The 26,248-nt window shown below is 72.0% G+C and carries 23 protein-coding genes, 1 pseudogene and 2 riboswitches; of the genes and pseudogenes, 9 read left to right on the forward strand and 15 right to left on the reverse strand.

Going from position 1 to position 26,248, the window contains the following annotated elements:
• Positions 1 to 142: 142 nt before the first annotated feature.
• Entirely contained in the window at positions 143 to 1,501 is a 1,359-nt protein-coding gene (locus tag ACWCWD_RS24495) for an MFS transporter (RefSeq protein ID WP_450775613.1), read from the forward strand.
• Here the strand turns inward: ACWCWD_RS24495 and ACWCWD_RS24500 are convergent.
• The 3 genes from ACWCWD_RS24500 to ACWCWD_RS24510 form a co-directional block, all read right to left on the reverse strand.
• The gene (locus tag ACWCWD_RS24500) at positions 1,463 to 2,308 is read right to left on the reverse strand and encodes a spermidine synthase (RefSeq protein WP_450775615.1); all 846 of its coding nucleotides are present in this window, start codon (positions 2,306 to 2,308) and stop codon (positions 1,463 to 1,465) included. The genes ACWCWD_RS24495 and ACWCWD_RS24500 overlap by 39 nt on opposite strands.
• 184 nt (positions 2,309 to 2,492) lie before the next feature.
• The gene (gene tuf, locus ACWCWD_RS24505) at positions 2,493 to 3,668 is read right to left on the reverse strand and encodes an elongation factor Tu (protein ID WP_450775617.1); all 1,176 of its coding nucleotides are present in this window, start codon (positions 3,666 to 3,668) and stop codon (positions 2,493 to 2,495) included.
• Between the two features lie 91 nt (positions 3,669 to 3,759).
• Positions 3,760 to 3,945, reverse strand: a complete 186-nt coding sequence (locus ACWCWD_RS24510) for a hypothetical protein (protein WP_450775619.1) — start codon at positions 3,943 to 3,945, stop codon at positions 3,760 to 3,762.
• A 135-nt stretch (positions 3,946 to 4,080) separates the two neighbouring features.
• Here ACWCWD_RS24510 and ACWCWD_RS24515 point away from each other — a divergent pair, with 135 nt between their 5' ends.
• The 3 genes from ACWCWD_RS24515 to ACWCWD_RS24525 all read left to right on the forward strand — a co-directional run bounded on the left by ACWCWD_RS24515 (position 4,081) and on the right by ACWCWD_RS24525 (position 6,311).
• Complete coding sequence (locus tag ACWCWD_RS24515) at positions 4,081 to 4,794, forward strand: TVP38/TMEM64 family protein (protein ID WP_450775621.1); 714 nt, start codon at positions 4,081 to 4,083, stop codon at positions 4,792 to 4,794.
• Positions 4,795 to 5,077: 283 nt separating this feature from the next.
• Positions 5,078 to 5,950, forward strand: a complete 873-nt coding sequence (locus ACWCWD_RS24520; protein WP_450775623.1) for an undecaprenyl-diphosphate phosphatase — start codon at positions 5,078 to 5,080, stop codon at positions 5,948 to 5,950.
• Positions 5,951 to 6,086: 136 nt separating this feature from the next.
• Positions 6,087 to 6,311 carry a hypothetical protein gene (locus ACWCWD_RS24525; RefSeq protein ID WP_327174476.1) on the forward strand — a complete coding sequence of 75 codons (225 nt, stop codon included), beginning with the start codon at positions 6,087 to 6,089 and terminating at the stop codon, positions 6,309 to 6,311.
• A 169-nt stretch (positions 6,312 to 6,480) separates the two neighbouring features.
• Here ACWCWD_RS24525 and ACWCWD_RS24530 read toward each other — a convergent pair whose 3' ends face one another.
• The 6 genes from ACWCWD_RS24530 to ACWCWD_RS24555 form a co-directional block, all read right to left on the reverse strand.
• Positions 6,481 to 7,674 (reverse strand): hypothetical protein, encoded by a 1,194-nt coding sequence (locus ACWCWD_RS24530; protein ID WP_450775626.1) that lies wholly within the window; start codon positions 7,672 to 7,674, stop codon positions 6,481 to 6,483.
• Positions 7,675 to 7,914: 240 nt separating this feature from the next.
• On the reverse strand, positions 7,915 to 8,694 hold the full coding sequence (locus tag ACWCWD_RS24535) for an ABC transporter permease (RefSeq protein WP_450775628.1): 780 nt from the start codon (positions 8,692 to 8,694) through the stop codon (positions 7,915 to 7,917).
• A gap of 97 nt (positions 8,695 to 8,791) precedes the next feature.
• Positions 8,792 to 9,058 (reverse strand): MDR/zinc-dependent alcohol dehydrogenase-like family protein, encoded by a 267-nt coding sequence (locus ACWCWD_RS24540; RefSeq protein ID WP_266701666.1) that lies wholly within the window; start codon positions 9,056 to 9,058, stop codon positions 8,792 to 8,794.
• A gap of 47 nt (positions 9,059 to 9,105) precedes the next feature.
• A complete protein-coding gene (locus ACWCWD_RS24545) occupies positions 9,106 to 9,660 on the reverse strand; it encodes a helix-turn-helix domain-containing protein (protein WP_450775630.1) in 555 nt (184 codons plus the stop codon).
• Between the two features lie 210 nt (positions 9,661 to 9,870).
• Positions 9,871 to 10,599: a dienelactone hydrolase family protein gene (locus ACWCWD_RS24550; protein WP_450775632.1), complete on the reverse strand. Its 729-nt coding sequence runs from the start codon at positions 10,597 to 10,599 to the stop codon at positions 9,871 to 9,873.
• Positions 10,600 to 10,831: 232 nt separating this feature from the next.
• Positions 10,832 to 11,272 (reverse strand): hypothetical protein, encoded by a 441-nt coding sequence (locus tag ACWCWD_RS24555; protein ID WP_450775633.1) that lies wholly within the window; start codon positions 11,270 to 11,272, stop codon positions 10,832 to 10,834.
• A 153-nt stretch (positions 11,273 to 11,425) separates the two neighbouring features.
• On the opposite strand from ACWCWD_RS24555, the gene ACWCWD_RS24560 reads away from it, so the two are divergent.
• On the forward strand, positions 11,426 to 12,685 hold the full coding sequence (locus ACWCWD_RS24560; RefSeq protein WP_450775635.1) for a sensor histidine kinase: 1,260 nt from the start codon (positions 11,426 to 11,428) through the stop codon (positions 12,683 to 12,685).
• Positions 12,670 to 13,317: a response regulator transcription factor gene (locus tag ACWCWD_RS24565; RefSeq protein ID WP_450775637.1), complete on the forward strand. Its 648-nt coding sequence runs from the start codon at positions 12,670 to 12,672 to the stop codon at positions 13,315 to 13,317. Before ACWCWD_RS24560 ends, ACWCWD_RS24565 begins: the two co-directional genes overlap by 16 nt.
• Here ACWCWD_RS24565 and ACWCWD_RS24570 read toward each other — a convergent pair.
• The 3 genes and pseudogenes from ACWCWD_RS24570 to hemC all read right to left on the reverse strand — a co-directional run bounded on the left by ACWCWD_RS24570 (position 13,299) and on the right by hemC (position 16,885).
• Positions 13,299 to 13,550 (reverse strand): transposase, encoded by a 252-nt coding sequence (locus ACWCWD_RS24570; RefSeq protein ID WP_450775639.1) that lies wholly within the window; start codon positions 13,548 to 13,550, stop codon positions 13,299 to 13,301. The genes ACWCWD_RS24565 and ACWCWD_RS24570 overlap by 19 nt on opposite strands.
• Positions 13,551 to 14,521: 971 nt before the next feature.
• A pseudogene (locus ACWCWD_RS24575) lies at positions 14,522 to 15,322 on the reverse strand (pentapeptide repeat-containing protein); the annotation flags it as partial.
• Between the two features lie 630 nt (positions 15,323 to 15,952).
• The gene (gene hemC, locus ACWCWD_RS24580; protein ID WP_450775641.1) at positions 15,953 to 16,885 is read right to left on the reverse strand and encodes a hydroxymethylbilane synthase; all 933 of its coding nucleotides are present in this window, start codon (positions 16,883 to 16,885) and stop codon (positions 15,953 to 15,955) included.
• A gap of 672 nt (positions 16,886 to 17,557) precedes the next feature.
• Between hemC and ACWCWD_RS24585 the strand changes: the two genes are divergently transcribed.
• Positions 17,558 to 20,167, forward strand: a complete 2,610-nt coding sequence (locus tag ACWCWD_RS24585) for a beta-glucosidase (protein WP_450775643.1) — start codon at positions 17,558 to 17,560, stop codon at positions 20,165 to 20,167.
• A 133-nt stretch (positions 20,168 to 20,300) separates the two neighbouring features.
• Here ACWCWD_RS24585 and ACWCWD_RS24590 read toward each other — a convergent pair whose 3' ends face one another.
• Complete coding sequence (locus ACWCWD_RS24590) at positions 20,301 to 21,041, reverse strand: (2Fe-2S)-binding protein (RefSeq protein WP_450775645.1); 741 nt, start codon at positions 21,039 to 21,041, stop codon at positions 20,301 to 20,303.
• 396 nt (positions 21,042 to 21,437) lie between these two features.
• Positions 21,438 to 21,652, forward strand: a riboswitch (cobalamin riboswitch).
• A 165-nt stretch (positions 21,653 to 21,817) separates the two neighbouring features.
• Here ACWCWD_RS24590 and metE point away from each other — a divergent pair.
• Entirely contained in the window at positions 21,818 to 24,136 is a 2,319-nt protein-coding gene (gene metE, locus ACWCWD_RS24595; RefSeq protein WP_450775646.1) for a 5-methyltetrahydropteroyltriglutamate--homocysteine S-methyltransferase, read from the forward strand.
• Positions 24,137 to 24,333: 197 nt separating this feature from the next.
• Here metE and ACWCWD_RS24600 read toward each other — a convergent pair whose 3' ends face one another.
• On the reverse strand, positions 24,334 to 24,705 hold the full coding sequence (locus ACWCWD_RS24600; RefSeq protein ID WP_450775794.1) for a (2Fe-2S) ferredoxin domain-containing protein: 372 nt from the start codon (positions 24,703 to 24,705) through the stop codon (positions 24,334 to 24,336).
• A gap of 119 nt (positions 24,706 to 24,824) precedes the next feature.
• Positions 24,825 to 24,950: riboswitch (cobalamin riboswitch) on the reverse strand.
• Between the two features lie 168 nt (positions 24,951 to 25,118).
• Between ACWCWD_RS24600 and ACWCWD_RS24605 the strand changes: the two genes are divergently transcribed.
• Entirely contained in the window at positions 25,119 to 25,427 is a 309-nt protein-coding gene (locus ACWCWD_RS24605; protein ID WP_450775648.1) for a glycosyltransferase, read from the forward strand.
• 166 nt (positions 25,428 to 25,593) lie between these two features.
• Here the strand turns inward: ACWCWD_RS24605 and ACWCWD_RS24610 are convergent, their stop codons facing one another.
• Complete coding sequence (locus tag ACWCWD_RS24610) at positions 25,594 to 26,229, reverse strand: TetR/AcrR family transcriptional regulator (RefSeq protein ID WP_450775650.1); 636 nt, start codon at positions 26,227 to 26,229, stop codon at positions 25,594 to 25,596.
• Positions 26,230 to 26,248 lie beyond the last annotated feature (19 nt).

A 26,248-nucleotide genomic window follows, 5' to 3' on the forward strand; every position in this document is an offset into this window, starting at 1 on the left:
GCGCCACACGCACGTTTCCGCCGCCGGACACCTCGGTGCCCGGCGGCGGAGGCCCGGAACGAACCGGACGAAGTGGCGCTCCGACCCCGCCCGGGAACATATCCATTTGGCAACGCGGGGCACCTGCGTGTTTAGTCCCTGGGTGACAACCCCCGCTCCTTCCCCCGCGAAGCGGCGCCGCCCCGAGTGGGCCGGCCGCAATTACACCCTGCTGACCAGCGCCGCCATCATCACGGGCGTGGGCAGCAGCAGCGCCCTCATCGCCACCTCGTTCGCGGTGCTCCAGCAGGGCGGGGACGGTGGGGACATCGGACTCGTGGCCGCCGCCCGGACCCTGCCGCTGGTGGTCTTCATCCTGATCGGCGGGGCCGTCGCGGACCGGATGCCGCGCCACCGGGTGATGGTCGCGGCCAACGCGCTCAACTGCGTCTCCCAGGCCGCCTTCGCCCTGCTCGTGCTGACCGGCACCGCCGAGCTCTGGCAGATGATGGTGCTCACCGCGCTCTGCGGTACCGGACAGGCCTTCTTCAACCCGGCCGCCGAGGGCATGCTGATGTCCTCGGTCACTCCGGAGCAGTCCGCCCGCGCCTTCTCCTTCTTCCGCATGTCGACCCAGGGTGCGGGCATCGGCGGGGCCGCCCTCGGCGGCGTGATGGCCTCCGCGATGAATCCCGGGTGGGTACTGGCCGTGGACGCGGTGGGCTTCGCGGTCGCCGGTGCGCTCCGCGCCTTCCTCGACGTGAGCCACATCCCCGCCCGCGAACCGGGCGGCGGTCTCCTCTCCGACATGCGCGAGGGGTGGCAGGAGTTCATCGGCCGCCCCTGGCTCTGGTCGATCGTGGCGCAGTTCTCGGTGGTGGTGGCGGTCGTCGGCGCCGCCGAGTCGGTCTACGGCCCGCTGGTCGCCCGCGACGAGTTCGGGGGTCCGGGTCCCTGGGGAACCGCCCTCGCCACCTTCGGTGTGGGCACGCTCGGCGGGGCGCTGCTGATGTCCCGGTGGAAGCCCCGGCGGCTGCTGCTCGCGGGCACGCTCGGCGTCTTCCCGCTGGCCCTCCCGTCGGCGGCGCTCGCCGTACCGCTGCCGGTGGCGGGGCTCTGTGCCGTGATGTTCGTGAGCGGCGTCGCCATAGAGGTGTTCGGGGTGTCCTGGATGACGACGATGCACCAGGAGATCCCGGAGGAGAAGCTCTCGCGGGTCTCCGCCTACGACTGGTTCGGCTCGGTGGCGATGCTGCCGCTCGCCACCGCGGTGGCCGGTCCGGTCGAGGGCCTCGTGGGGCGGGGCACGGCGCTCTGGGGGTGCGCCGCGCTGGTGGTCCTCATGACCGCGCTGGTCCTGCTCGTACCGGACGTACGGAACATGACCCGGCGCGAGCACACCGGGCCCGTCGCGGCCGGCGGCTCCGAGTCCGAGGGCTCCCTCGCGGTCCCGGCCGCCGGTGCCGCCGTGACGGCGGGTTCCTCAGCCGATGCTGAAGGCGCCCTCGGGCGGCTCGGGTGAGGCGACCGCGTCGGCGTCGCCGACCGGTTTTGCCCGCCCGATCAGGCGGGTGAGCGCCGGTCCGTGTTCGACCCGGGCCGGGAACGCGTCGCCGGCGCAGCGGCGGGTGAGCGCGGCGGTGTCCAGCGCTGCGTGCGCGGCCAGCAGTACGACGTTCCCGAAGCGCCGTCCGCGCAGCACGGCGGGTTCGGCGACGACCGCGAGCTCGGGGAAGACGGCGGCGAAGCCGGCGAGCTGGGAGCGGAGGAAGCCGAAGGGCGCGCTGTCGGCGAGATTGGCGGCGTAGATCCCGTCCGTACGCAGCACCCGGGCGGCGGCCCGCGCGTACTCGACGGACGTGAGGTGGGCCGGAACGCGCGACCCGCCGAAGACGTCCGCGATCAGCACGTCGACCGAGCCCGGCGCGGTCCGCTCCAGCAGCTCCCGGGCGTCCTCCGCGTGCACGGTGATCCCGCTGTCGTCCGGCAGCGGCAGCAGCTCGCTCACCAGCTCCAGCAGTCCCCGGTCGGCCTCGGCGACCCGTTGCCGGGAGCCGGGCCGGGTGGCGGCGGTGTAGCGCGGCAGGGTCAGCGCCCCGCCGCCCAGGTGCAGGACGTCGAGCGGTTCGCCGGGGGCCGCGGCGGTGTCCAGCACGTGCGCGAGCCGCTGGACGTACTCGAACTCCAGGTACGCGGGGTCGTCCAGGTCCACGTAGGACTGCGGGGCCCCGTCGACCGTGAGCAGCCACGCGCGGTCCCGGTCCACGTCGGGCAGCAGGCGGGCGGTGCCGCAGTCGACATCGCGGATGACGGGTATCGGCTCGTTCACTCCCCCATTGTGAGGCGTCCCGCGGGGTGCGGCGTCCGCCGGGAGGCGGCGGGACGCGGATCCCGGCGGGCCCGCCTCCCCGGGTGGGGAGACGGGCCCCGGACGGGGAAGGCGGGCCCCGGGTGGGGAAGCCGCCCGGCCGCCGCGGCCCGCGCTCCGCCACGGCCTTCGCGCCGGTCGCGGCTCAGAGCAGCGCGGTGACGGTACCGGCGCCGACGGTGCGACCGCCCTCGCGGATCGCGAAGCCGAGCCCGGCCTCCAGCGGGACGTCCCGGCCGAGCTCCACGGTCATGGTGACCGTCTCCCCCGGGCGCGCGACCCCGGCCGTTCCCAGGTCCACGTCACCGACCACGTCCGCGGTACGGATGTAGAACTGCGGCCGGTAGCCGGTGGCGACCGGGGTGGTACGGCCGCCCTCGCGGGCGGACAGCACGTAGACCTGGGCGGTGAAACGACGTGTCGGGGTGGTGCTGCCCGGCGCGGCCACGACGTGGCCCCGCCGTACCCGGTCGCGCTCCACTCCGCGCAGCAGGAGGGCGACGTTGTCCCCGGCCTGCGCGGACTCCATCGGCCTGCCGAAGGTCTCCAGGCCGGTGACCACCGTCTCGGTGTCGGCGCCGAGCACGTGGACCCGGTCGCCGATGCGTACGGTGCCGCGCTCGACCGCACCGGTGACGACGGTGCCGCGTCCGGTGATGGTGAGGACGTTCTCCACCGGGAGCAGGAAGGGCGCGTCGGTGTAGCGCACCGGCATCGGCACGTACGTGTCCACCGCGTCGAGCAGCCCTTCGATCGCCGCCGTCCAGCGCGGGTCGCCCTCCAGCGCCCGGAGACCGGAGACCTGGACGACGGGGACCGAGTCGCCCCCGTACCCGTGGGCGGAGAGCAGGTCGCGCACCTCCAGCTCGACCAGTTCGGCCAGCTCGGGGTCGGCGATGTCCGACTTGTTGAGGGCGACGACGATGTGGTCCACACCGACCTGACGGGCCAGCAGCACGTGCTCGGCGGTCTGCGGCATGACGCCGTCCAGGGCGGAGACGACGAGGATCGCCCCGTCGAGCTGAGCCGCTCCGGTAACCATATTTTTGATGTAGTCGGCGTGGCCGGGCATGTCGACGTGGGCGTAGTGCCGGGTGTCGGTCTCGTACTCGACGTGCGCGAGGTTGATGGTGATGCCGCGTCGGCTCTCCTCGGGGGCGCGGTCGATACGGTCGAACGCGACGTACGGGGTGGAGGCGCCCGGCCGCGCGCTGAGCACCTTGGTGATGGCGGCGGTGAGCGTCGTCTTTCCGTGGTCGACGTGGCCCATGGTCCCGATGTTGAGGTGGGGCTTGGTGCGGACGAATGCCGTCTTGGGCATGGCTCGTTCCTTGGTTTCGAAGCCGTGAGAGGGGACCCCTGAGCCCGTCCGACCCTCCCCTCGCGGGGTCCGCCGGACAGTCGGAGGAGGGTCAGCTTCGGGCGCCGCCGAGCGGCGCCGGTGCGGCGGAGGCGGAGACAGCCGCCGCCAGGAATGCCGCCGCGGCGCACGCGGTCGCGGGGGATGCCGCGGCGGGGAACGCCACGGCGGTGTTCGCGGCAGCCTTCGGCGCGTCCGCGACTGCGGACGGCGCTGCGAGGAAGGCGTACCGGGACATGTCCTGGATGATGTCCGGTCGGCACGGTGCGCGTCGACCGGTTTTCCGGGGCGGGACCGGCCCCTGCTGTCGGACCGTCAGATCATCACGCGTGCATTACGGCGATCACATGTCTCTTTCCGTTACTCTCCCCAAATGTTCGAACCCGTCCCCGCGGCCCGTCCCCGCAACGGTCCGGCCCTGCGCTGTTCGAAGGCGCTGCTGTCCCCCTGGTCCCGGTTCTCCCTGCTCGTGGTGGTGCTGGCCGCCGCCGCGTCGAGCATGCTGCTGTTCGATCCACAGCGGATGCTCTCCTCCGGCTGGCCGTCCCAGCTGACGGGCGGCACGGCGGTCCTCCTGTTCGGGCTGGCGTACGGCGTCTGCACCGTGGCCTTCGCGCCCCGCCCCCTCCTCAACCTGGCGGCGGGAGCGCTCTTCGGCACCCAGGCAGGTCTGGCCGCGGCCCTCGCGGGCACGGTTCTCGGGGCCGGTGTCTCCTTCCTGCTCGGCCGGGTGCTGGGGCAGGACGCGCTGCGCACCCTGGTGCGCGGGCGCTGGCTGAAGGCGGCGGACGGTCTGCTGAGCCGGCACGGTTTCCGTTCCATGCTGGCGCTCCGGCTCTTCCCGGGCGTGCCGTTCGCCGCCGCCAACTACTGCGCGGCCACCTCCCGCATGCGTTACGCGCCGTTCCTGCTGGCGACCGGGCTCGGTTCCATCCCCAACACGGCCGCCTACGTCGTCGCGGGCAGCGAGGCCGCCTCGCCGACGTCCCCCGCGTTCCTCGTCGCGACGGGCTTCATCGTGCTGTCGGCCGTCGGAGGCGCGCTGGTCGCCTGGCGCAAACGCCATCGGTTCGGCAAGGCCGCCTAGGTGCCGTTCCGGGCGTCGCGACCCCGGCCATGATCAGCCGGACACCACCTGAGCCCGCGGGGCCGCTCCGGCGGCAGAGCGGGGGAAGGGCATGCCCGGACGTGGAGCAGGCTCCGGGGCGGGGGCAGGAGTCAAGGCGTTCACCCACAAGCGATACCCTGCGCCCGACGACAAAAGATCTCCGAGGCTTTCGCCTTGTCCTTTTCTGACCGTATTCGCACGCTGCCGACGTCCTCATGTCGTGCGGCCGTAGCCTGATCACCTCCGGGATGGCCTAAGCCCCATGAGCTGGTTCGAATCATTCGTCCTGGGCCTCGTTCAGGGACTGACCGAGTTCCTGCCGATCTCCTCCAGCGCCCATCTGCGGCTGACCGCCGCTTTCGCGGGCTGGCACGACCCTGGTGCGGCGTTCACCGCCATCACCCAGATCGGCACGGAAGCGGCGGTGATCATCTACTTCCGCAAGGACATCGTCCGCATCATCTCGTCCTGGTTCCAGTCGCTCTACAAGCGCGAGATGCGCGGCAACCACGACGCCCAGATGGGCTGGCTGGTCATCGTCGGCTCGATCCCGATCGGTGTCCTGGGGGTGGCCTTCAAGGACCAGATCGAGGGCCCCTTCCGCGATCTCCGCCTGATCGCGACGACCCTGATCGTCATGGGCATCGTCCTCGGCATCGCGGACCGGCTCGCGGCCCGCGACGAGGCCGGCGGCAGGCACCGCGCCGCCAAGGAGCGCAAGTCGCTCCAGGACCTGGGCGTGCGGGACGGCCTGATCTATGGGCTCTGCCAGGCGATGGCGCTGATCCCGGGCGTCTCCCGCTCGGGCGCCACCATCAGTGGTGGTCTGCTGATGGGCTACACCCGTGAGGCCGCGGCCCGCTACTCCTTCCTGCTGGCCATCCCCGCCGTCCTGGCCTCCGGTGTCTTCGAGCTCAAGGACGCGGGTGAGGGCCACGTCTCCTGGGGTCCGACGATCTTCGCGACCCTGGTCGCTTTCGTGGTCGGCTACGTGGTCATCGCCTGGTTCATGAAGTTCATCTCGTCCAAGAGCTTCATGCCGTTCGTCTACTACCGGATCGCCCTCGGCATCGTCCTCTTCGTGCTGGTCAGCGCGGGTGTCCTGAGCCCCCACGCGGGCGAGTCGGCGGGCTGAGGCGAGGCCGTCGCGCCCGGATGCCCCCAGGTGAGACCTGGGGGCATTCGTCGTCCCCGGGGGGCCGGAACCGCGGGGAGTCACCGGCAGCCCCGCGCCGGATGCGACGGGGCGCATCCCGTCGCACGCTGGGCGCATGGCAACTCCACCGATCGTCATACACCGGCCGACCCCCTCCGGAGGCCGTCGCGTGACCGTTCACTACGAGGGCCGCGACGAGATACTGGGGCTCGCCCATTCGGACCAGGACGTGATCGTCTTCCTGGCCGAAGCCGGGCTGGACGACCCCGACCGGATACTCGACAACCCGATGTGGGTCGAGTGGCGCGGCGGCCGGGCCCACCGGTACGAAGCGGCGTGACGCCGCACCGCGACGGGCCGCCCCGCGGATCGGAGCCGTACGAACACGGATCGTCCCGCTGCCGGCCGCACGGGCCCCCGGTCCCCATCGGGCCGCCCTCACCGACCCGAGCACCGCCGCGCACCGCCGTGCACCGGTGCCACCCGTGGTCACAGCGGTACGTGGTGCGTCACGACCGGGTGGTCGTCCCGCACTCGGGGTCGTCCGCCTTCGGTTCCGCGATCGGGGCGTGGCGGTCGTAGGGGTCCGACGCGGGGCCCGTGGCGGGTTCGCCGGTGGACGGGCCGTCGGGGAAGGCGGGGTGGAACCATCCGTCGGTCACCCCGCACTCGGTGTTGAAGAACTCAGCGTGGTACTTCCCGATGCTGATCTTCCCCTCCGTGGCGACCCACTTGGCCGGGTCGACGACCACGACGTCCAGGTCGCGCCGGACGATGGTGCGCGCCACGGTCCTGTCACCGCCCTCGGCGCGAATCAGCGGGTAGACGAAGGTGTAGTCCGCGTGGATCCGTACCTGGCCCGGCTCATCGGCGGCGGCGAACGTCATGTGGCCGCGCACCTTCACCACGTCGCCCGCCGGACGCAGCTCGGCGGGGTCGAAGCGGCTGATCACGTTCAGTGGGTCGTCCGACGGATCGGGCTTGCGCAGCCCCTTCCGTATCCGGTCCGTGAAGTCCTTCTGCGCCGGGTCGACGAGGGCCAGGGCCGCGGTCGGTTCGGCGCCGCGCAGAACGGCGGGGTCCAGGCTGGTCCCCGTCAGATACTCCTTGGTTCTCCGGAGGGCTTGCTCCACGTCGCTCCGGCTGAGGCCCCCGGTCGCCGTCGCGGGCGGCAGCTCGATACCGGCGGCGCCGTCGGCCCAGGCCAGCGCGGGAGAGCCACGGAAGGGCTGGGCGAGAGTGGGCAGCCGCAGCTCGTCCGACTCGGCCGGGGCGCCGGTGGGCAGGGCCGTCTCGGCGGGCAACGGGGCGACCGCCTCCCCGGCTTCGGCTTCGGCCGGCGTGTGACCGGGGAGGTGGTCCAGGACCAGCCCGGGCCGTACGCAGGCCACGGTGATCAGCACGCAGGCCACGAGCCCGGCGACGGCCGGCAGACGGCGGCGCCGGGTCCCGTTGATCTCCTGCCAAGCCGGTCCCGTACGCCAGCCCTCCGGAAGAGCCGCGGCCACCTCTCGGGCCTTGGCCCGGCGCTCTTTCGCCGACAGTTCCTTCCGGGCGGGCCGCGCGTCCGAGCCGCTCGCGCTCAGGAAGGCCGCCCACGTCTCGTCCGGCGCGCCGGGCCGGCTCTCGTCGGAGCCGCTCCCGTCCCTGTTCTCGGGCCTTTCGGGGTTCTCGGGTCTTTCTGGGGGCACGACAGCGCTCATGGGCAGATTTTCCTCGGGTGATCCGGTGTGAAGGCCACCGGAGTCGAAGAGTCGCTTCGCACAGTCGTCGCGTCGCGCAGCCGTCGCGTCGCACGGTCGTCGCGTCGCGCAGCCGGCAGGGAACACCTGTCCGTCCTGCCACCGGGGCCTGGAGTGATCATTCGTCAGGCATGTGCGACCGACAAGGGTTCTCGTCAGCTGTGAGCAAGCTGTGATCGAACAGCGCCCGTTGCGCGCGCGTCACCCCCGCGCAGGGCGGAAGAGGCGGTGGCGGGCCACGAGTTCGACGGTGATCGCCACCGCGATCGACTGCACGGCCATCAGCGCGACCAGCACGAAGAGCTGCACCGCACCGGCCATCAACGGGCTCGCACCACCCAGCAGCATCCCGACGAACGCGCCGGGCAGCGTGACCAGCCCGACGGTCCGGGTCTGGTCGAGGCCGGGCAGCAGCGCGTCGGACGCGGAGGGTCTCGCGATCTCCACCCTGGCGTCCCGGTCCGAGAACCCCAGCGCCATGGCCGCCTCCACCTCCCCCCGCCGCTGCTCCAGCTCGTCCAGCGCCCGCCGTCCGGCCTGGACGGTCACGGTGAGCGCCCCGCCGATGAGGATGCCGGTGACCGGGATCAGCGCGATGCCCTTCAGCGGTACGAGTCCCGTCAGCAGCAGTGAGCCGACCACCGGCACCACCCCCGCGGCGATCGGCAGACACGTCAGCCACCAGGTGTGGTTGCCGGTGATCCGGCGCCCGGCCGTGCGCACCGCGACCGAGAACATCACGGCCAGGAACGCCAGCAGTCCCAGCACCTCGGTGACCGCCCACGTGATGACGAGGGACACCGCCGCGAGCTGTACCGCCGCGCGCACACCCGCGATCAGGATCTCCCGGGCCCGGTGTGCCGGGTCGCCCGGAGACAGGTGGCACAGGCCCGCCACGGCCGCCGCCACCAGGGCCAGCACGCCCAGCAGGATGCCGAGCGTGAGGTTGACCGGGAGGAGGGATGCCGCGCTCAGTGTCACCGGCCCACCCTACGGGCCGACCCGTACGGGCCCCGGGGTGCCGACCGCGGGATGCCCGTGCCGGTCGCGGGTACGGGTGCGGGTTACGGGGTGCGGGTCACGGGGTGTCGCCCTGCCAGTCCCACCGGTGGAGGTCGCCCCGGCGGGGGCCGTACTCGGCGCGGCCGCCCGGGCCGTACGCCCCTATCTCCGTGATCAGGGCCGCCCCCTCGGCCAGTGCCGTCTCCGACCATCCGGTCACGTCGAGGAGCAGCCCGTCCAGGGGGCCGCCGACCAGCTCACGATAGGTGTGCCCGGGACGTGGTCCGGGATCCGGGTCCTCATGGTCGGCGCCGTACACCCGACGCCGCATCAGCTCGTCCATACGGGCAGGATCGCACCCACCACTGACAACCGCAGTGCGCGGACCGCTCACCCCGCTTCGGGGCCGTCACCCTTCTGCCACTGAGCCCAGGGAACCCGGGCGATCTCACGGATGCCGCCGAGCGCCGCGTCGAAGCGGCTGCGTCCGCCGCGGTGTGCGCCCGGGCGACGGACCCGGATCCCGGTGGCGTCCATCAGCGCGGTCCGGCCGGTGGCGCCGGGACAGGCGATCACATCGGCAGGCGTGCGAAGTCGCAGACCGCCCTCGACGAGACAGCCCCGGTCGGCGAGCAGGGGCCGGATCTCGCCGACCGTACGGGTGATGGTCGACCGGTCCACCTGGAACCAGCAGGCCAGGACGTCGTGGGTGACGCCGTGCCTGGAGATGCACGGGTGTAGCCGGCAGCCGGTCGATGAAGACCAGCTTGTACTTCGCACCCGCTCCGACCGCTCGCCGACGCGGCCGGTCGAGCAGCTCAGCATCCCTCGGGCCTGCCGGACCGGACCCAACTCCGCGACCGGATCGGCCATCACGCCCCACGGGACAGGCGTGATCTTCCTCTGCCGTCCTCGGGCGAGGCCCGCCCCCACGGCCACGCTCATGCCTCGGGCTGACGGCGGCACCATCTGGGCGCGGCGCGGCGCGGGGCGACCGCCGACCCCGTGCTCTTGCCGGCAATCCGCAGCGGCCGCCCGCCCTCGTCGTCATCGGTGTGCCGCACCTGCGACCGCTCGGACATGCCGAACCGTCGGTACCGAACGCGCCGGCCGGGAACGAGTTCCGGGTCGGCGCGCCGAGTACGGGAGTGCGTGTCAGTTCAGATGCCGGACGAAGAACCCCAGCGAGTCGTCCACTTCGAACGACGGTGCATCCCCGTGCTTGCCGGGGTTGGCGTGCAGCGTCTTCTCGGCCGAGGCCAGGGCGTCGAACAAGGCCAGGCTCTGGTCCCGCGGCACCATCTGATCGTCCCACTGGACCAGGAACTGCACCGGCGCGGTGATCCGCCCGGCGTCCTCGGCCAGCCCGCGCACGCCGAGCAGGCCCAGCACCGCCGCGCGGATCCGGGGTTCAGCCGCGATGAGCGGGATACCGAGCCCACAGCCCATCGACATGCCGCAGTAGCCCACGGGGCCCACGCCCACGTGGTCGAGGCGCTGGACAGCGGTCAGGACCGCCTGCCAGTCCGCGACGGCCTGAGGAGCCAGATGGCTGTGCATGCCGGCGACCAGCGCGCCCGGATTCTCGCCGGCGGCCATGCCGGCCCGCATATCGGCCACGATCCGGCCGAACTCCTCGTCCTTGGGCCTGTCCCCGTGGTTGGGTGCGTCGATCGCGACGACCGCGAAACCCGCGGCGGCGTAGCGGCGCGCGCGGAACACGATGCCGGGGGCCGTCTTGTGCTGCCCGCCGCCGTGGCCCAGCAGGATCAGGGGATGAGTACCGCGGGCGTCTTCCGGCGTCCACAGCACGCCGGGGACCCCGTCGAGGGTGAAGGGCTGTTCGGTGACGCCGTCCAACGACGTCGGGGAGGTGAAGCGCATCAGCGTTTCGAGCCTTTCGGGATGCCTTGTGCGAGCGCTCCCCAGGCCATGCAAAGGAGGGAGCCCCGACTGGTCACAGCGTTGATCGGACTCACCTCCTCGGGCGTGCAGTGGTGCACGGCGCCGCAGAAGCCATCACAACGATCCTCACCCGCACCTCGACAGCGCGAGCGTCGCCTGATGCGGCACTGAGGACATTGCCTGGTCAGAAAGGCACGCAGGAGCCGAGTGGTCAGCGTGACCTGCAGAAGGCGGCGCGCAGCGCGGAGCCGCGGATGATGAACGCGACTCGGATGACGGGCAGCATGCAGACGGTCTGCATCACGGTGTACCACGGCGGGCAGACACCCGGGATCAGATCGACACCGATGATCGCGATCGGCATGATCACGGTGAGCGCGCTCACGCGCTCGAAGGCCCGTCGGGATCCCCGGGAGGCGGAGACGGTCATCCGGTGGACCAGCACGGCGACCGCAGGCAGCAGGACCGCCCGGACCCACATGAACGTGTTCACCGTATGACCACTGCTCGACACTACGACGACCGCCAGCAGGGCGACGGCGCTGAGCGCGCCGTACACCTTGATCCCGTTCTTCGCCGTGTCGAAGGCTCGCCGGGTGCGGGGATCGTCGTGGTGGGCGGCCGAGGGCGGGGTGTGCATGTTGGATTCCATGCACACAGACGCTACGAAGCGCCCGGTCGGCGCGATATCCGTCTGGACGCACGGGTAGGTGGGGGTAGCCCTACTCCCTGGCCGACCCGGGCGGTAGCGGGCTCCGGGCGGTGCACAGTGGGAGCACCGAACGGAAAGCGGGGGAAGAGAATCATGAGACAGCTGGGTTCGTGGCCGGCGCACGCTTGCGTGGGGTTCGTACGGGCGTGCGTCGTGGCAGCCGTCAGCTTGCTGGTCCCGGCCTTGTGGGCAGCCGCCGTGGCGCTGGGGATCTGGTGGGGGGCGGGAAACCCGTGGTCGTGGGTCGCGCCGGTCGTGTTGGTGTGCGGGTGCACGCTCACCCTGTCCCGCTCGGTCTGCCGGATGGTCCGCTTCCTCGTCGCGAGGTGGACAGCCACCGTCATCCCCGCCGGATACCGGCAGGCCGGGCCGGTGACGCGGATGTCCACCGGGTACTGGTGGAACGGCTTCAGCTACGAACGCACCCGCCGCGATGCCCTCTTGGACCAGAAGTGGCGAGTCCGGTGGAGCGACCCCGCCAACTGGCGCGACCTGCGGTTCACGGCGATCGCGCCGCTCACCGCGGGCGTGGTCGCCTCCCTCCCGCCGGCCGGGGTGGCCGTAGCGGTCCTCGGCCTCGGCCAGCCGGGGCCGAGCGCGCGCGTCGTCGGGGCGCTCGGCCTGGTCGGGGCCGTCGCTGGTGCCCCGTATGCCTGGCGGTGTATCGAGCCAGTGGCCGTCCGCTTCCTACGCCCGTCACCCGCCATGTCGTTGGCGGACCGTGTGGACGAACTGACCGCCCAGCGCGCGGATGCGACGGTCGCTCAGGCCGCCGAGATCCGCCGGATCGAGCGGGACCTGCACGACGGGGCGCAGGCCCGCCTGGTCGGGCTCGGGCTCTCCTTGGCGATTGCGGAGAAGCTGATGGAAACCGACCCTGACCAGGCCAGGACGCTGATGCGGGCAGCGCGGGCCGGTGCCACGGCGTCACTGACCGAGCTCCGCGAACTGGTTCAGGGAATCAACCCGCCCGTGCTGAACGACCGAGGGCTCATCGATGCCGTTCGCGCGCTTGCCCTGGACAGTCCGCTCGAAACGACTGTCAGCGCCGACCTTCAGCTCCGCCTGGATCCGCCGATCGAGTCTGCCCTGTACTTCGCCATCGCCGAACTGCTGACCAACGCGGTCAAGCACGCCCGTGCGACTCTGGCCCGGATCTCCATCACCCAGGACGACACCGGCATCGTCATCGATGTCGAAGACGACGGCCGCGGCGGAGCCGACCCGAGAGCCGACGGCGGACTTGCGGGGCTGCGTCGTCGGCTCGCGGTCTTCGATGGCACCCTGGAGATCACCAGCCCGGCAGGTGGCCCGACCCGGATGAGGATGATGGTGCCGTGCGAATCGTCGTAGCCGAAGACCTCTACCTCCTGCGTGACGGAATGGTCCGCCTCATCGAGGCGTGCGGGCACCAGGTGGTAGCGACGGCAGCCACCGGACCCGAGACGCTTGAGGCACTGCTGACGTGGCGGCCGGAGGTTGCCGTCATCGACGTCCGCATGCCGCCGACCCAGTCGGACGAGGGCCTGCGCGCTGCTCTTGCCGCCCGCAGTGAACTGCCCGGACTGCCGGTTCTCATCCTTTCCCAGTACGTCGAGCAGCTGTACGCCCGCGAGCTCCTGGCCGACGGCGCCGGCGGAGTCGGCTACTTCCTCAAAGAGAGCGTCTTCGACGCCGATCAGTTCATCGACGCCCTGGAACGTGTCGCCGCCGGCGGGACCGCCATGGACCCGGCCGTCATCGCCAAATTGCTGTCCAGCGGGTCCTCGAACCGGCGACTCGAACGGCTCACCGAACGCGAACACTCCGTGCTCGGCCTCATGGCCGAAGGACTGTCCAACCAGGCCATCGGCCGACGGCTCTTCCTCAGCGAAAGCGCCATCAGCAAGTACACGACCTCCCTGTTCGGCAAACTCGGCATCACCGATGACGACAACAGCAACCGCCGCGTCCTCGCCGTCCTCGCCTACCTGAACAACCCCTGACGCACGTCGGCCACGACCCGGTCGGGTCCGGTCCGCGGTCGCCCGCTCCCAGCCCGGAGGGCGCGGATGGCATCGAGGACGGCGGGCAGCATCGTGCGGGCGGCCGTGTTCCCGCCGCTCAGGACGATGGACAGCGGCAGGCCCCGGCCGTCGACCACCAGGTGGATCTTGGTGGTCGGCCCGCCCCGGGGACCGGCCGAGCGCCTAGCGGCGCGCAACCGCTGCCGGATCATCCGATCCGTCCTCGGGCCGGCCCACCTCTCGCGGGAGCGCGGCCCAGTTGCCGTCCTTCTCCCACTCCTCGACCCACCGCAAGATCAATTACGGGACACGGCCTGGCCGGTGGGTGTACGAACCCGCAGTCGCGGTCGATCACCTCGTGCGACCAGTCGGCGACGAGCACCTGCGGCATCAGTGGTGCGATGGGCGCCAGCCAGGGCTTCGGGCCGGTCGGCGGTCCGGCGTACGCATCGTGGAGCGAGGCGGTGATCGCATCCCTGGAGGACATCGCCGCCGATCTGGAGAGCGTCGGACTGGACGCGGCGGACCTCCGGTCGGTTGCCGCAGCGGCCACGCGTCGCCGTGCCGTGCTCGACGAGGTCACCGAACCTCACCTGTTGACCGGCGACTTGTGGACCGTCAACGCCCTGATGGATCCGGCGGCCTCCGAGCCCGTGATCAGCGGGGTACTCGACTTCGACCGCACGTGGGGCGGGGATCCCGCGGCGGACTGGACCATCCGCATGGCGACGGCCAAGAAGGACGAACGAACCGCGTTCCGGGATTCCTACGGTGCTCCGGAGAGCTCCCCGAACACGGCATGGCGGTCAAAGATCTACGAGGCTCGGCACCTGGGTGCGATCCGCCTCGAGCGTCACCGGCTGTCCAACGCGGAGGCGGTCCGCGAGAGTTACGGCACGATGGCCGAGGTACTGACCGGCCTGGCCCCGCGGGGGTGTCTCCCTGCCGGTGGCGCTGCAGGAGCAGTCCGCAGCGGCCCCGGCTCAGCCGCTCGGCCACCTTCTTCGGCCGCACCACCGAAATGTGCTGACTACTTGTCCCGGGAACCGCCTGAGCCCGGGCGCCTGCGGCCGGAGGCTCCGGGCTTCCGCGCCGAGGAGCCCTTGCGCGGACCGCCGGTGCGTGCAGCCCGGGGCGAGGCGTTCTGGCGGGCGGGCATGACCGAAGCGGTGACGCTCGCGTCCCAGTGCGACGGGCGTTCGAGGCCGGCCGGGAGGAGGGTGGCAGCGTCACCCTGCGCGGCGTTGACCTGCGTCTGGGTGAGGAAGAGGCAGTCGGTGAGGTCGGCGCCCACGAGGACCGTGTCCCGGAAGTCCGCGCCGATCACATCGGCGAGCCGCAGGTCCGCGCCCGTCATGTCGGCGGCGATGAGATACGCGCCGCGCAGATCGGCCCCGCGCAGATCGGCACCCCTGAGCCGGGCCCCGAACAGGTCCGCGCCCCGGCGATCCTTCTTCCTGCCCGGTATCTCGGCTCGCACCAGCTCGCTCGTTCGCAGCAGCAGTACGTTCGCCTCAGCCCGGTACGCCGCCACGTCCAGGCCGAGGAGGGTGTCCACGTCACTGAGGGTCAGACGCTCGATCTTCTCCAGCTCCGCCCGGACCTGGCGGTGGACCGGCCGGGCAGCCGGGCGGGCGAGCGCCTCGCAGAGGTACCGGAGCAGCTCGTGGAACTGCCGCATGACGGGGAGGGCGGCGAACATCTGCCGCGAACCGTCCGGGTCCTCCCGCCAGTTCTGCCCGGCGAAGGTGACCTGCGAGACCTTCTGTCCCGCGCCGAAGCAGTCGTACACCGTGCACCCCTGAAAACCCGCGGGCCGCAGCCTGTCGTGGACTCCGCAGCGGAAGTCCTGCTGGAGGTTGGGGCAAGGATCCCCGACCTCCTTGTCGATCGCGAAGTCAGTCGATCGGGAGAATGCCAGCGCGACACAGCACAGACCGAAGCAGTTCGCGCAGTCGGCCCGCAGGGCGGGGGTCTCGGACAAGGTGGGTAGCCTCCTATGCTGTCGGCCCCGGTACGGCTCCCGATCGGACGCGCGGCGGTGCGCAAGGGCCCCGCACCGGCAGGTCGAACCTACCGTCTGAAGTTTTGTCCCTGGAGCGGACCACTGATGATGGATCCCGAAGGTCCAGGGGGACCAGGGCTGTTGATCACGGCGTCGCGCCGGGGAACTCCGAGACCCCGACGGCCGAGCCCGGAGGACCAGTGCTACCGCGGCCCCACCATGGTCACCTCACGATTCCAGGACCGCGACGGGGCGAACCGGCGGCCAAGACGCGGGAGATGGCCGACGCCTTCTCCTCCCCGGAAGTGGTTCACCTCCGGTCGCGCGGCAAGCGCGCGTGTTTCCCCATGTGCTTCCCTTCCCGAACGGTTCACCTCCGCTCGCGCGGAGAGAGCCCTTCGAGCGAGCCGTTGCCACACCCTCCAACCTGCCTGCGCCGACGACCTGTCATCGCTTTCCATGCGGAACGAGCTCGGCCGGTCCGGACCCGTCCACGCGCCCGCCCCCTCTCGGCGTGTGCGCGCACTGCCGTCCGAGTGCGTACCGGGACGTACCGGGCGTACCGCCGAGCCAGGGGTCGTAGGACGACCGCGGAGAGACCCCGTGCGCTCAGAGCCGAACGGTCGCCTCCAGGATCGCGGCTGCTCCCTGGCTCAACAGGTCGGCGGCGACGCGGAGTCCCAGTTCCTCCGGTTCGCCCGCCGGGCCCGCACCGTCCGCGGTGATCTGCGTCGTCCCGTCCGTGGACGTGACGGCGGCCGACAGGTGGAGCAGTCCGTCCGCCGCGATCCTCCCCCACGCCCCCACCGGTACGGAGCAGCCGCCGTGCAACTCCGCCAGCAGGGCGCGCTCTGCTCGTACGCATGCGTCGACCTGGAGGTCACCGGTGGCCGCGAGGAGCCGGGCGGCCGGCGAGTCGGTGCGGACCTGGATTCCGAGTGCGCCCTGCCCGGGGGACGGAGGGAAGAGGACCGGGTCGAGGACCTCGTGGATCGCGGACGACAGCCCCAGCCGGTTCAGTCCGGCCGCGGCGAGTACCACCGCGTCCAGCGTCCCTTTGGTGGTCCTGGCGAGACGGCCGGGGACGTTCCCCCGGATCGGCACCACTCGCAGATCGGGCCGGAGGGCGAGGAGTTGAGCCACCCGCCGGGGCGCGCCCGTACCTACGGTCGCACCCTCGGGAAGTCCGGCGAGGGTCGCACCGCACAGGACGTCCCGTACGTCTTCACGCGGGCCGGGGGTGGTGAGGAGCGTCGTTCCCCCGGTGACGCCCGTGGGGAGGTCCTTGAGGGAGTGGACGATCACGTCGATCTGTCCGGTGACCAGCGCCGCTTCCTGGTTGGTGGAGAACGAGGAGCCGCCCGTGGTCCTGGCGACCTCGGCGAGTGTGGGTGTCACCCGGTCCTGATCGCCGCCTTCGAGGATGATCTCCCGTTTGAAGGAGACGTGGGGGAACTGCCGGGCCAGGGGCGCTAGCCATGCGCCGGCTTGCGTTCTCGCCAGCTTGCTCGCCCTGGAGCCGACCCGTACCACTTCGCCCATGCGGGTCAACTCCCTCAGGTTTCGCGACTGTTCGCCTGTCGGCCGGTTCGCTCGTCGCCCTGGTCGCCTTTTCGAGAACGAGCCTACTTGCCCCGGAACCATGCGTTTTCCGACAGCTTGTCACCGAAGAGGAGTTCTGTGACCGCCGCCTCGGACGCGTCCGCGAGGCCGCGGCCGCCTACCGGTCGGCGGAGGCTGCGGCACACCGCGGGAGCGCGGGTGGGACTCCGGGCGTCACCCGCACGGGCACCCGGAGTCCCGGCACCCGGCTCCCGGTACCCGGCTCCGCGCCTTCACCGAATGAACGGCCCAGCGGGCCTCCGCGCCACCATGGAATCCCACCTGCCGCGCGGGCATCGGGCCCCGACGGGGCAGTACACAGCCCGCTCACAGAAGAACCCGCAGACGCGATCCTTCAAGAAATAAACCCGATCGGCGCCCGAAAAGACCTGCGTACCGAAGTCTTGACGGCATATGCAACCCCGGCTGAGACTCACGCCGTACTCGCATCGAAGCGAAGAGCGACACCGGCACGTCAGGGCCGGTGTCGCGACCCCGCTGGGTGCGTCACGCCCAGAGCCGGGTTGCGGGACCCGGCTTTCCACGCCGCGTCCGCCGGGAGACCCGCACTCCCGAGGCGCGCGGCACACCCTCACCGGAAGGGCCACAGCCATGTCAGGCGACCCGCTCCTCACCGCGTCCGAGCCGCAGTCCACCACCGCCGAGCACACCCGCCGCGCCATCCTGCAGAGGCTGGGCGGTACCGCCGCCGCCTTCGCCTTCATCGCCGCCGCGGGCCCGCTCTCCTCCTCCCCCGCCGCAGCGGCATCGCCCACCACCGGCGCTTCCCGCACCCGCGACAGCCGCGTCGCGGCACTGCTGCGCAAGCTCACGCTGGACGAGAAGCTCTCCCTCGTCCACGGCGCGACGGACCCCCAGCGCCTCGGACAGGCCGGTTATCTGCCGGGCATCAGCCGCCTGGGCATCCCCGAGCTGCGACTCACCGACGGGCCCGCGGGGGTCAACGTGGCGCGGTCCGCGACCGGGCTGCCCCCGGTCTCCACGCTCGGGGCGACCTTCAACCGCGAACTCGCCCGGGAGTACGGCGCGGTGATGGGCCGTGAGGGGCGGGCGCTGGGCATGGACGTGCTGCTCGCCCCGCAGATCGAGCTGTCCCGCTCGCCGCTGTGGAGCCGCAACAAGGACCAGTCCGGCGAGGACCCGTACCTCAACGGCGTCATCGGCGCCGCACAGGTCCAGGGCATCCAGGCGCAGGGCATGTTCGCCCAGGCGAAGCACTTCCTCGCCAACAACCAGTCCGTCGGGCAGAACACCTCGGACTTCGTCATCGACGAACGCACCCTGCACGAGATCTACCTGCCCGCCTGGGAGGCCGTGATCCAGGCCGGTGTCGCCTCGGTGATGGCCGCGTACAACCACATCAACGGCGAGTGGAACGGTTCCAGCGCCGCCACCCTCACCGACATCCTCCGCGGCGAGCTGGGCTTCGAGGGCTTCGTCACCTCCGACTGGGGCGCCACCCACAGCACGTCGATCGCGGCCGGCCTCGACATGCAGATGCCCAACGGCAGTTACTTCGGCGACCCGCTCAAGGCGGCCGTGCTGAACGGCAGCATCCCCGAGTCCGCGGTCGACACGGCGGTCGGCAGGCTGCTCGGCCGCTACGACGCCTTCGGGCTGCTGGACGGCAGCCGCAAGAAGGCGCCGAAGGCCGTCGACGTGGCGGAGGGTGCCCGCGTCGCCCGTGAGGTCGCCACCCAGGGCGCCGTCCTGCTCACCAACAACGGCGGGCTCCCGCTGAGCGGGGCCGCGCTGGCGGACCTGGCGCTCATCGGACCGACCGCCGGGCAGGTCGCCGTCACCGTCGCGGGCGAGCGCGCCTACGGCTTCGAGGACCGGATGGTCGGCCCCCTGGACGCCCTGCGCCGTACCGCCCGCAACGCCCGGATCGGGTACGAGGTCGGTCTGGACCTCACCGGCAGGGCCGTCCCCGCCTCGGCGTTCCCCTCCGGCCTGACCCGTACGGACGCCTCCGGCGCCACCTCCACCGACCACACCGTCGACTTCACCGGCGCACACGCCTTCGACGCGGGTACCACCGCCACCTGGACCGGCACCCTGGTGCCCCCGTCCACCGGCGAGTACGCCCTCAAGATCCAGGGCTGGGGCGCCTCCCTGTCGCTCTCGCTCGACGGCACCCAGATCGCCACCGCCGCCTCGGTCCGCGACGCGTTCACCCGCAAGTGGTCCAGCATCGTGCCCACCACCGACGGCCTGGACAACGGCCAGACCACCGGCGTCCTCACCGGCGGCCGCTCCTACCAGGTGAAGATCACCGCGACGGCGTGGGCCGAGACTGTCGCCGACCGGGGTCCGGTGCAGGTCCGCTTCGCCTGGGTCACCCCCGAGCAGGCCGCCGCCGACGTCAAGGCGGCCGTCGCCCTCGCCCGCCGGGTTCACACCCCCGTCGTCTTCGCCTTCAACGGAACGGGAGGAACCGTCGGTTCCACGGCCGAGACCGGATCGCTCGCTCTCCCCTCCCACCAGGACGACCTGATCACGGCCGTGGCGAACGCCAACCCCCGCACCGTCGTCGTCCTCACCGTGGGCGGCCCCGTGGAACTGCCCTGGCGCAAGAAGGTCGCCGCGATCCTGCACGCCGGATACACCGGCCAGGAAGGCGGCTGGGCCGTCGCCGACCTGCTCCTCGGCCGGGCCAACCCCAGCGGACGCGTCATCGTCACCTACCCGGACAAACTGACCGACCACCCTGTCCACGACCCCGCCCACCCGGAGCGCTACCAGGGTGTCGATAACGTTGTCAGGTACAGCGAGGGCGTCTTCACCGGCTACCGGGGCTTCGACAAGGCCGGCGTCACCCCGCTCATGCCCTTCGGCCACGGCCTGTCCTACACCCGCTTCGGGTACAGCCACCTCTCCGTGGAATCCACCCGGGACGGCGGCCTGAGCGTCTCCTTCACCCTCACCAACAAGGGCCGGACCAGGGGGGCCGAGGTTCCTCAGCTCTACCTGGGCTCGCCCCAGGGCGCACCCGTCGAACTCCCCGTACGCGCTCTGGCCGCCTTCGACCGGATCGACCTCGCGCCCGGCGCCTCCCGGCGTATCACCCTCAAGGCGACCGCGCGGCAGCTCTCGTACTGGGACACCGCCCGCTCCCACTGGGTCCGCACCACCGGCCGCAGGAACATCTACGTCGGTGCGTCGTCCCGCGACATCCGGCTGACCGGCACCGGCCGGTAGGCAGCCCGACGGAGCCCGTCCCCTGCCTCATGGCCGCACGGGGACGGGCTCCGTCCTGCGCCCCGCACGGGCTCCGTCCCGCGCCCCGCACCACGCGGTTCGGCCTGCGGCCGGGAAGCAGCCGGGGTCGGCGTCAGCGGGCCAGCGCGCAGTCCCCGCACAGGGGGCCCCTGCGGTCGGGGGCGGCGCGGTAGATGAGGCAGCAGCTACGGCGCCTGAAGGCTCCGCCGTCGGCCGTGGTCGCGGTGGAGCGCAGCGGAGGGCGTGCGAGGAGGAGCGAGGTCAGGGTGCGGGTGCGGGCGGCGAGTTCCGGGCGGGAGGCCGCGATCATGGTCGCCGCCCCGTTGAGGGCCGAGGCGGTGTTCCCCCACAGGATGTGCCGGGATACGGAGAACTCCCCCACCATGTCGGCGAGTTCGCGCAGCGGGCCGTCCAGCAGGCGGGTGCTGAGTTCGTCGGCGAGGTGCTCCGGGGATCCCGCCGGGCCGTCGGCGACGGCGCTGTCGGGCAGCGAGAGGGGGATCGGTCCGCCGATCACGGGCTGCCATCGCAGCTCGGTGAGGCCGGGGGCGAGGACTCTGTCGTGCAGCACCGCGGCGGCCAGGGCCGGGGAGATCAGCCGGGCGGCCAGCCCCAGATGCGCGACGGAGGCCGCGACGCGCTGTTCCACCGAGCCGGGTGGCCGGCCGCCCGCCGCGGCCAGCCGGTCTCCGACCGCGGCGACTCGTGCTTCGACCAGCGGGCGGGACATCGGCTGCCAGGGGCCGTCGGGTTCGGTACCGAGCGGATGGATCCGGAGCGCGAAGAACGGGCCCAGGACGGTGACCGACTCGCTCAGGGCCGTCGCCGTGGCCGTATCCGTCGTATCCGTCATGCGGATACCGGCCCGGTGGCGGAACGGCGGACCGGTGCGGCGACCGGGGTGTCCCGTGGGGAATTCCGTCGGAACGCGGGCGGCATGCTCACGGTTGGCTCTCTCTTCGGGATGGCGCGTCCCTCGCGAATGCGGGCGGGATGAGGGCTCGGGTGTCCGACTCGCCATCTGCCGGTGGCGAGCTCACGGTGGCGCGATCGTGCTGGAATTCCACCGGCTTCCTCGTGCCATCACTCCGCGGAAAACATATGAGCGGTCCGTCCACCCGGTCAACCGCACCATTCCGGCCCCTCGCACGGCCAGGGGCCCCGCCTCACGTTCCGGACCGCCTCACGTTCCGGACCGCCTCACGTTCCGGAATGTGAACGGAGGTGCGCCGCGTCGACTTCCACCCTCTACCCTGGCGATGCAGCTGGTTCGCCCTGTCCGCCAGGCAGGCGCGTCGTAAGAGGGAACCCGGTGGGAATCCGGGACTGCCCCGCAGCGGTGAGTGGGAACGACCGCCGTCATACGCACTGGGTCCGGTGGGACCTGGGAAGCGACGGCCAGTAGGAGTCTGCACAGCAGACGCGCCCGCGAGTCCGAAGACCTGCCCGTTGCCCGCACACGACCATTTGTGTGCGGATATCCCGGTGACCTCGTGGGCGGGTCGGCGTACACATCGGATGGACCGTCACGCCCGTGCGGCGTACCGGGATCCGTCCGGTTCCGTCATTCCTTCGCGTCCGCGTCCCGTTCCCGGGGTGTTCAGGAGTCATCTCGCGAAGGAGATTTCCGTGACAACGAAGTCCGCAGCCGCGGCAGCACGATCCACCGTGTACGGCTACCCCCGCCAGGGCCCGCACCGGGAACTGAAGAAGGCCGTCGAGGGCTACTGGAAGGGCCGGATCACCGCCCACGAGCTCCGGGAGACCGCGGCCGGGCTGCGCCGGTCCAACTGGCAGCAGCTGGCATCCGCCGGTATCCAGGAGGTGCCCACCGGGGACTTCTCGTACTACGACCACGTCCTGGACACCAGCGTCATGGTCGGCGCCGTCCCGCGGCGTCACCGCGCGGCCGTGGCCGCCGACGCGCTCGACGGGTACTTCGCCATGGCGCGGGGCACCCAGGACGTCGCGCCGCTGGAGATGACCAAGTGGTTCGACACCAACTACCACTACCTCGTCCCCGAACTCGGGCCCGACACCGTGTTCACCGCCGACTCCGGCAAGCAGGTCTCCGAGCTGGCGGAAGCCCTCGCCCTCGGGCACACCGCCCGGCCGGTGCTCGTCGGCCCGGTGACGTACCTGCTGCTGGCCAAGCCGGCCCCCGGCGCACCCGCGGACTTCGAACCGCTCACCCTGCTGGACCGGCTGCTTCCGGTGTACGCGGAGGTGCTCGCCGATCTGCGGGCCGCCGGTGCCAGGTGGGTCCAGCTGGACGAGCCCGCCCTCGTCCAGGACCGCACCCCGGCCGAACTGGACGCCGTGGCCCGCGCATACGGTGAGCTGGGCGGTCTCGCCGACCGGCCCGAGCTGCTCGTGGCGTCCTACTTCGACCGGCTCGGGGAGGCTCTTCCCGTCCTGGCGAGGGCCCCGATCGAGGGGCTGGCACTCGACTTCACGGGCGTGGCCGCCGCCAATCTCGACGGACTCGCCGCCATCGGCGGGCTGCCGGGCAAACGGCTGGTCGCGGGGGTCGTCGACGGCCGCAACGTCTGGATCAACGACTACGAGAAGTCGCTCTCCGTCCTCGCCACTCTGCTCGGTCTCGCGGACCGGGTCGACGTCGCCGCGTCCTGCTCCCTGCTCCACGTCCCGATCGACACGGCACCCGAACGGGACATCGACCCTCAGATCCTGCGCTGGCTGGCCTTCGCCCGGCAGAAGACCGCCGAGGTCGTCACCCTCGCCAAGGGCCTGGTTCGGGGCACCGCGTCGATCGCCGGAGAGATCGCCGCCAACCGTGCCGACCTCGCCTCCCGCTCCGCCTCCCCGGTCACCCGCGACCCCGCCGTACGCGCCAGGACCACGGCCGTCACCGCCGCCGACGGCCGGCGCTCCCAGCCGTACGCCGAACGCGCCGCCGCCCAACGCGCGCACCTCAAGCTGCCGTTGCTGCCGACGACGACCATCGGCTCGTTCCCGCAGACCGACGAGGTACGGACGGCACGCGCGGACCTGCGGGCCGGCCGCGTCGACACGGCCGGTTACGAGGAACGGATCCGGGCCGAGATCGGCGCGGTCGTCTCCTTCCAGGAGAAAGCCGGGCTCGACGTGCTGGTGCACGGCGAACCCGAACGCAACGACATGGTGCAGTACTTCGCCGAGCAGCTCACCGGCTACCTCGCGACCCGGCACGGCTGGGTCCAGTCCTACGGCACCCGCTGCGTCCGGCCGCCGGTTCTGGCGGGCGACGTCTCCCGGCCCGGTCCGATGACCGTGCGCTGGACCTCGTACGCGCAGTCGCTCACCGCCCGTCCGGTGAAGGGCATGCTGACCGGGCCGGTGACGATGCTGGCCTGGTCCTTCGTCCGGGACGACCAGCCGCTCGGGGAGACGGCCCGGCAGGTCGCGCTCGCGCTGCGGGACGAGGTCGCCGATCTGGAGGCGGCCGGTACCTCGGTGATCCAGGTGGACGAACCCGCCCTGCGCGAGACGCTTCCGCTGCGGTCCGCAGACCGGGCCGCGTACCTGGGGTGGGCGACCGAGTCCTTCCGGCTCACCACCGGCGGCGTACGGCCGGGTACGCAGATCCACACGCACATGTGCTACGCCGAGTTCGGCGACATCGTCCAGGCCATCGACGATCTCGACGCCGACGTCATCAGTCTGGAGGCGGCCCGCTCCCGCATGGAGGTCGCCCGCGAACTCGCGGCCCACGGCTACCCGCGCGAGGCGGGACCGGGCGTCTACGACATCCACTCCCCGCGTGTTCCCAGCACGGAGGAGGCCGCCGGACTTCTGCGGGAGGGCCTGAAGGCGATTCCCGCCGAACGGCTGTGGGTCAACCCCGACTGCGGCCTGAAGACCCGCGGCTGGACCGAGACCCGGTCGTCCCTGGAGAACCTGGTCGCCGCCGCTCGTACGGTCCGCGGCGAGCTGTCCGGATCCTGACCCGGGGAGCAACGGCGGGGCCCGGGAGCAACGGCGGGGCCGGGACGTCTCGGGCGTCCCGGCCCCGTCGGCCCGGCTCGCGTCGGACGTGCGCGGGCCGGGGCGAATCCCGACCGTTTCCCGCCGCCCGGGCCGCTTCCGGGCGGGCGGGCGGGCGTCCTCCCCCGCCGGTCGGCCGTCCTCCGCCGGGGCCGGTCCTACCGGAGGCCCCGGCGCCCGGGAGGTTCGAAGGTGTAGAGGTCGAGGATCTCCGGGCGCGGGGCCACGCCCGGCCCTCCGGCACGTATCCAGGAGGCGATGTCCTCGGTCGCGTCGGGGTCGTTGACCAGTCCCAGCCAGACGGGCCGGGCTCCGGCGGCCCGGCCCTCGGTGGAGGGCTGCACGACCACGACGTTGGCCTGGTCGCAGACGTCCAGACAGTCCGATATCCGCACCGGGGCCTCCTCGCGAAGGCGGTCCGTCTGCGCCGCGTGATCGACTCCGGTCACCTTGCGGCTGCCGCAGCAGCAGTCCCGGCACACGACGACCCGGCAGGGCACCGCTCCGGCCGTCGCGCCCCTGCCGGGCACGACCCCGGTCCCGGTGCTGTTCTTCTGTACGTGAGCCTCTTCGGCCGGCCTTGCGGGCACGCCGAACCACCCCTCTCCGGGGAGATCCGCCCCGGCGTTCGTTGAGGAGGCGACCGCGTGAGTCTCCTGGCTCTCGGGTCGCCGCTCGTCCCGCCCTTCCCGCCCCTCGCCGGAGGCAGTGGTACGCCGGGATTCGCTCACCGATCACAGTGGCGGGACCGCTCCGGTTTCGCACCGGATTCCTCGGACCGCCGTCGCCCTGTCACCGGGCATCATCCCATCCGGCGCGCTGGGTCGGTACGGGCGGGAGCGGCACGGCCCGACCCGCCCCTATGATCATGCGCCTGACACATCGTCGTACCCGAGTCATATCTGAGTCGTACCCGAGTCGTACCCGAGGAGTGCCACCGATCATGCGCCTGACCCGTATCGCCACCACCGTCCTTGCCACCGCGGTCGGCTTCGCCGGAGTGGTCGCCACCGCCCCCGGTGCCGCCGCCCAGTCCGGCTGCCAGTACAAGGTCGTGTGGCCGACCGCCGGGGTGTACGAGAACCCGAACCCGAACAGCGCCGTCGTGAAGACCAAGTACGCCGGTGACATCGTCGGCGCGTCGACCTGCGAGGGAGCGTCGTACAACGAGTACGGCTACGTCCTGGTCACCACCGACGCGGCCGCGGACGGCCGGGGCTGGATGCGCGAAGGGGCGGTCGTCGCCATCTGAGCCGTCCCGCCCGGAACGGACGTCCGGGGCGGCGTGGCTCGCGGCCCGACGCGGCCCCCGACCCGACACTCCCCCGGCCCGACGCGGCCCCCGACCCGACGCGACTCCCGGCCCGCCCGGTTCCCCGCCGGTGCCGCCCTGCGCCCGCACCCGGCCGGAAGGCGCCCTACCTGCCCGGCTCTCCCCCGTCCGCTGCCGCGACGAGGAGACCGGCCAGGGCCTGGTCGACGACGGCGGGGGCGAAGTCCTCGGTGAGCTGGTCGGTGAGGTGGGGCAGGAGCAGCCGGATGTAGCAGGCGCCCCAGATGAGGTCCACCATTAGTCCGGGGTCGGCGTCCGTACGGATCTGTCCGCGGTCCTTCGCCTTCTCCAGCAGGGCGAAGGCCTCGCGCCGGCGCGGGCCGAAGTAGTGGTGCTCGAACTGTCCGGCGAGTTCCGCGTCCGTCTGGGCGGCGCCGATGAGCTGGGCGAAGACGGGACCGGCGGGCCGCTGGGTGGCGAGCCGGATGAACGCGGTGATGAACCGCGTCAGGTCCGCACGGACGTCTCCGGTGTCGTCGAGCGCGACCTGGTCCCCGACGGCGTGCCGGAATCCGTCGAGGGCCAGCGCACCGCGTGAGGGCCAGTGCCGGTAGACGGTCGCCGGGCTGACGCCGGAGGCGGCGACGACCTTCTCGACGGTGAAGCCGGCGACCCCGTGCGCCATCAGCACCTGCGCCGCGGCCTCCAGCACATCGGCACGGACCTCGGCCATCGGCCTTCTGCCGCGGCCCCGACGCGGCCCGGCGGGAAGAGCTGTCATCGGTCTCACCTTCCACCCG

It is taken from the genome of Streptomyces sp. NPDC001493 (assembly GCF_053597235.1).